Genomic DNA, 5,693 nt, shown 5'->3' with positions numbered 1-5,693 from the left:
AAGTTAGTTTGTCTAGCATCTAAAATAAAAATTGACGTTTCACGTTGTTTGTTTCGTTCAGTTTTCAAAGAACTACTTGGTCGCTCATTTGCGACTTCCTTATGTTAACATTTTCATCTTTCAATGTCAACTAAGTTTTTTATTTCGTTTGTCGCTTTCGACGTTAATGTCATCGGCGACTTGTTCTATATTACACCTCTAAAGTATAATCGTCAACACCTTTTTATAAAGAACTTCAATTTAATATTTTTATGCTCTTTTAACTAAATACGTCTCTATAGGATTTCATTATCGGAGTACACCTTCTGCTTCTCTTTAATTTGTTTTTCCAAATATATTCGAGTTAATTTGAACTCTAGACTTAACTTGTGTGGACGTTTTCCTCCAACAAAACTAGCAACCTTATTTTAACAAATACTAGTATATAATTAGAGAGTTGTTGTACTATCAATAAAACTCTATTAGAAGCAGGTGAAGATATGAAAGATATACGTATCCTTATAGCAGACGACGATAAAGAAATCCGAAATTTATTAAAAATATATTTAGAACGAGAATTATACATGGTAGACACTGCAATCAACGGCGAAGAAGCCTTACATTTATTTAATCAAAATAACTATAACCTCGTTATATTAGATCTTATGATGCCCAAAATAGATGGAATCGAGGTATGTAAAAAACTTAGAGATAAAACTAACATACCTATATTAATGCTCACCGCTAAAGATCACGAAGTTGATAAAATTTTAGGTTTAAGCATTGGTGCTGATGATTATATTACGAAACCTTTCAGCATTCACGAAGTAATTGCACGAGTAAAAGCTCTTATGCGGCGTTTTTTAGTTCTCGGAAGTAACAATACTGCTCAAGAAAAAACAACTTTATCTTTTAAAGGACTAACTATCAATTTAAATACATACACAGTTCATACAAACAAAGAAGAAATTAGCTTAACCGGAAAAGAACTGGAACTGTTAAAATTCTTTACTTCAAACCCAGGGCAAGTATTTACAAAAACACAGCTCTTCCGAAATGTGTGGGACGATAATTATATAGAAGATGACAATACCGTTATGGTACATATTCGAAAACTCAGAAAGAAAATAGAAATTGACCCTTCCAATCCAAAATTCATTCAGACTATATGGGGAATTGGTTATAAGTTTGTAGGTGAAAAGCTTGAAGACTGATAAAACCCTCTTCCTGATTTCATTACAACTTATCATTTGCGGGATTTTAAACATACAAATGGATCCAAAAATAAAAATGTCTTTATTTATTATCCTTATCTTAATTACAATTTATCTCTTCTTTTCAAGAATACAATTCATTCAACATCGCAAAGCAATGGATACTAAATTAAGTCGTATACTAAAAGGAAACTTACAAACGAGATTATTCACAAGCAATGACCACTCATTACATAATATCGTTTTTTCAATAAACGAGCTAATAGGTAAATTAGAGCAGGTTCAAATTGAAGCCAAAAGATCCGAGGAATCCAGAAAACAACTTTTGTCTAGTATCTCCCACGATATACGAACACCACTCACCTCCATTATCGGATATATAGATGCTTTGAAAGACGGAGTTGCTGCTTCTGAAATAGAAAAACAAGAATATCTTAAAATACTCTATATGAAATCAAATAACTTAAAGCACCTAGTTGATGAAATATTCAATATGGCGAAGCTAGACGCTAATGAATTTCCACTAAAAGAAGAAGAACTCGACTTTTCTGAAGTTACTAGAGAAGTTTTGATTGAATTTTTACCTGAGCTCTCAAAACATAACATCGAACTGCAAATTCTCATACCAGAATCTACTTGTCCTATCATCGCAGATCATCTAAGCATTATGCGGATTATCGGTAATTTAATGAAAAATGCAATTTATTACGGAAAGGATGGGAAAACAATAGGAGTCGAATTGCTAGAAGCTGATGCAGAATACGAACTTCATATTTGGGATCAAGGCCCTGGTATTCCAAAACATGATTTACAAAACGTATTTGAGCGAATGTACCGAAGCGAACAATCAAGAAACTCTTCATTTGGTGGTAGCGGTCTCGGGCTTTCTATTTCCAAAGCGCTTGTTGAGAAAAACGGTGGACATATATGGGTTGAAAGTACTCCATGGAAACGAACTACTTTTGGCTTTTCTATTCCAAAGCACAATACTTTTAAGAAATAGTTAAGAAATGATTAATATGCAGTTAAGCCTTCCTTTTTATGATGTAAGTAAGAACTTATAGAAAGCAGGTGTCTCCTATAAATACAATTATAAAAACGACTAACCTTACTAAAGTATATGGCAATCAAAAATCAGTAGATAATTTAAATATTAATGTTCAACAAGGGGAGATTTATGGCTTCATAGGCCGCAACGGTGCTGGTAAAACAACAACCATTCGTATGCTACTTAGTCTTATAAAGCCTACAAGTGGAACGATTGAAATATTCGGAGAGAACTTATTCCAAAATCAAAAAGATATTTTAAGCAGAATTGGTTCTATAGTTGAAGTTCCAGGATTTTATGAAAACTTAACTGCAAAAGAAAACCTATTAATTAATGCAAAGATAATTGGGGTTCACAAAAAGAATGCTATCGAAGAAGCATTAGAAATAGTAGGCTTGCAGCATGAGACAAAAAAGTTAGTAGGAAAGTATTCTTTAGGAATGAAGCAACGCTTAGGAATTGCACGTGCTCTTCTCCATTATCCTGAGCTACTCATATTAGATGAACCAACTAACGGACTAGACCCTATTGGTATTAAAGAAATGCGAAAACTTATTCATTCTTTAGCTCAAGAAAGAAATATAACAATACTCATTTCTAGTCACATATTAGCCGAGGTAGAACAGTTAGTCGATCGTATCGGAATTATTCATGAAGGAAAGTTACTAGAAGAAGTTTCTCTTGATACGCTGCGCAAGGCAAACCGTAAGTACATAGAGTTTCAAGTGAATAATGACGATAAAGCTGTGATGTTATTAGAAAATCATCTTCAAATTTTTGATTATGAAGTACATGATGAAGGAAATATTCGTATTTACTCTCATTTTGGACAACAAGGATACATAAACAGAACGTTTGTTCTTAATGATATTGAAGTATTAAAAATGATGATAAGCGAAGATAGACTAGAAGATTATTTCACCAAACTAGTTGGAGGTGGAACAATTGGTTAATCTACTCTATACAGAACTCTTAAAGCTAAAACGCTCTAATATGTTTTTAATTAGCATTATTGGTGCTGGTGTCGCACCTTTCTTAGTTGTAGTAGCCTCTTATATACATATAAAAACAAAACAGCCAACTCCAACTATTTGGTTCCATCAATTATTCACTGACGTTAACTTATATACTACTTTAGTTATAGGATTCCCCTTATATGGAGTAGTGGTTGCTTATTTGCTTACCCGCGAATATACAGAAGATACACTGAAAAATTTACTAACTATCCCCGTGTCGCGCATTAGCTTTATTATAAGTAAATTCATCATTCTCTTTCTTTGGATTATGATGCTAACTTTAGTCGCTTGGGCACTTACTTTAATATTAGGGCTATTGGGGAACTTCCCTGGTTTTAACATTTCTTTACTTTTAGGTTCTTTCCTAGAATTTTTAATATGTGGTGGACTTCTCTTTCTATTGTCTTCACCTATTGTGCTACTAACTCTTGTAATGAAGAGCTATGTACCACCCATTATATTAACAGTCATTATTACAATGACTAATCTTATGCTCGTAAACTCCAAGCATAAAGATTTATTTCCGTGGACCGCTACTCTAGATATCGCAAATAACGAATTACAACCGACATATCCACCAGAGTATTCTTATATCATCATTGCAGTAACGACAATTTCCGGATTTATTGCAACACTATTCTATTTTAAAAAAGTAGACATTCATTAATGTATAGGAGTGAAACTATGAGCGATATCATTATTGCCTTCATACTCGGTATTGTAGAAGGATTAGCTGAATTTTTACCTATATCTTCTACTGGTCACCTTATATTAGTTGGGCATTTATTAGGCTTTGAGGGAGAAAGAGCAAAAACGTTTGAAATTGTTATTCAGCTAGGCGCAATTTTAGCTATTGCAATTTTATATCATAAACGTCTCGTTTCTTTATGTAATATTAAACCTCTTATACAGAAAGAAAAAAAATTCAATGCGTTCCATGTATTTCTTGGCGTATTTCCGGCAGTGGTTGCTGGTTTGCTACTACATGATATTATTAAAACATACTTATTCCAGCCATACACTGTTGTGATTGGACTTGTAGCAGGGGCAATTCTTATGATCTTTGCAGAAGTAAAAAAGAAAGAGGCAGCAGCCTATTCACTGGACGATTTAACATACCGCCAAGCTTTAACAATCGGATTATTTCAGTGCTTAGCGGTATACCCTGGCTTCTCTAGAGCTGGCTCTACTATCTCTGGAGGTCTATTAGCAAAAGTAAATTATAAGACTGCATCTGAATTCTCTTTTCTAATAGCTCTTCCTGTAATGATTGGGGCGACAGGCTTAGACTTACTAAAAAGTTGGAAGTATTTAAGTGTCGATGACATCCCTATGTTTGCGGTAGGATTCATTACCTCTTTTATAGTAGCGATGCTAGCGGTAGTAACTTTTCTAAAGCTTTTAGAGAAGATAGGTTTAAAACCTTTTGCATACTATCGTATTTTGTTGGCTATCTTATTTACGCTTTTCGTATTGCTATAGATTCATATAAGTCACATATTATTAAACTGATATTCAATTTAGAATATCGGTTTTTTTATCTATTTTAACTCTAGTATTACTCACTTCAATATGGCATAGTGATAATAAACTACCATTCATAATCTGAACGTTCTTTAAGTAACTATATCCTTTATCATAAAATGCAATTAGAAATTTAAAGATCCCATATATGTACAGAACATATTTACAAATTATATTCACTCCACATAGTATCTTTTTAATTTGCAACACACTAATACAAATTAAAAATGAGTACAAAGGCATAACAAATAAGTAAATTTCCTAGGAATTATAAAGAGACTAAATATTAATTAGAGTGAGGTGACGATAAAAATGAATCAATTAGCACAGACATATTGGGATACTTATTGGAGAAACAACAAAAAACCAGAATCTGTTACAGCTTGGCAATTTGGGGATGCCCCTAATTATCTTGCACAACTAGTAATTGACGGTATTAAAACAGCTACATGCTCCGGTCACATTTTTTATGAATTAGAACATGAATCGCTACCGACTACTAATGATTATAGTATTATACTCAATAGTAATGATGAACCTGTAGCTATTATTAAGACAATAGAAGTAACTGTAACACCAATGAATGAAGTAAGCGAAGAATTCGCTATCGCTGAAGGCGAAGGAGATCGTACTTATAATTACTGGAGAGACACCCATGTTCGTTTTTTTACAAAGGAACTAAATGAGCTTGGTCTTAATTTCTCTGAAGATATGTTACTCGTCTGTGAGCGTTTTGAACTTGTTGATGTGAACAATAAAGTGAAATTTTAATAAACTGAGATTTACCAGCCATTCTTATTTTTATAAAACACAAAAAAGACGAGTCATTCTGACTCGTCTTAAAGTTGCTTGGCGACGTCCTACTCTCACAGGGACAAGGTCCCAACTACCATCGGCGCTAGAGAGCTTAAC

Annotated in this window: 6 protein-coding genes; all 6 read left to right on the top strand. The window is 33.3% G+C overall.

The features are described 5' to 3' along the window. The first annotated feature begins 479 nt into the window (after positions 1–479). Entirely contained in the window at positions 480–1,193 is a 714-nt protein-coding gene (locus ACTFP3_RS30025) for a response regulator transcription factor (protein ID WP_000651995.1), read from the top strand. Next, on the top strand, positions 1,183–2,196 hold the full coding sequence (locus ACTFP3_RS30020; RefSeq protein WP_006921271.1) for a sensor histidine kinase: 1,014 nt from the start codon (positions 1,183–1,185) through the stop codon (positions 2,194–2,196). The genes ACTFP3_RS30025 and ACTFP3_RS30020 overlap by 11 nt, the downstream gene beginning before the upstream one ends. Positions 2,197–2,264: 68 nt before the next feature. Further along, complete coding sequence (locus ACTFP3_RS30015) at positions 2,265–3,194, top strand: ABC transporter ATP-binding protein (RefSeq protein ID WP_000074581.1); 930 nt, start codon at positions 2,265–2,267, stop codon at positions 3,192–3,194. Continuing rightward, positions 3,187–3,924, top strand: coding sequence for an ABC transporter permease (locus ACTFP3_RS30010; protein WP_000247719.1), 738 nt, complete (start codon positions 3,187–3,189; stop codon positions 3,922–3,924). Before ACTFP3_RS30015 ends, ACTFP3_RS30010 begins: the two co-directional genes overlap by 8 nt. Positions 3,925–3,941: 17 nt before the next feature. Next, positions 3,942–4,739, top strand: a complete 798-nt coding sequence (uppP, locus tag ACTFP3_RS30005; RefSeq protein WP_001279957.1) for an undecaprenyl-diphosphate phosphatase UppP — start codon at positions 3,942–3,944, stop codon at positions 4,737–4,739. Positions 4,740–5,093: 354 nt separating this feature from the next. Further along, complete coding sequence (locus tag ACTFP3_RS30000) at positions 5,094–5,552, top strand: ASCH domain-containing protein (RefSeq protein ID WP_016124221.1); 459 nt, start codon at positions 5,094–5,096, stop codon at positions 5,550–5,552. The last annotated feature ends 141 nt before the right edge of the window (positions 5,553–5,693 follow it).

It is taken from the genome of Bacillus cereus group sp. MYBK5-2 (assembly GCF_051915685.1).
GTDB classification, from domain to species: domain Bacteria; phylum Bacillota; class Bacilli; order Bacillales; family Bacillaceae_G; genus Bacillus_A; species Bacillus_A cereus.
This window is presented reverse-complemented; position numbering and strand designations above follow the sequence as displayed.

Excerpts from the sequence above, each read along its gene's own strand:
- ACTFP3_RS30025 (WP_000651995.1), top strand. The coding sequence starts at position 480 with ATGAAAGATATACGTATCCTTATAGCAGACGACGATAAAGAAATCCGA.
- uppP (WP_001279957.1), top strand. The coding sequence starts at position 3,942 with ATGAGCGATATCATTATTGCCTTCATACTCGGTATTGTAGAAGGATTA.
- ACTFP3_RS30000 (WP_016124221.1), top strand. The coding sequence starts at position 5,094 with ATGAATCAATTAGCACAGACATATTGGGATACTTATTGGAGAAACAAC.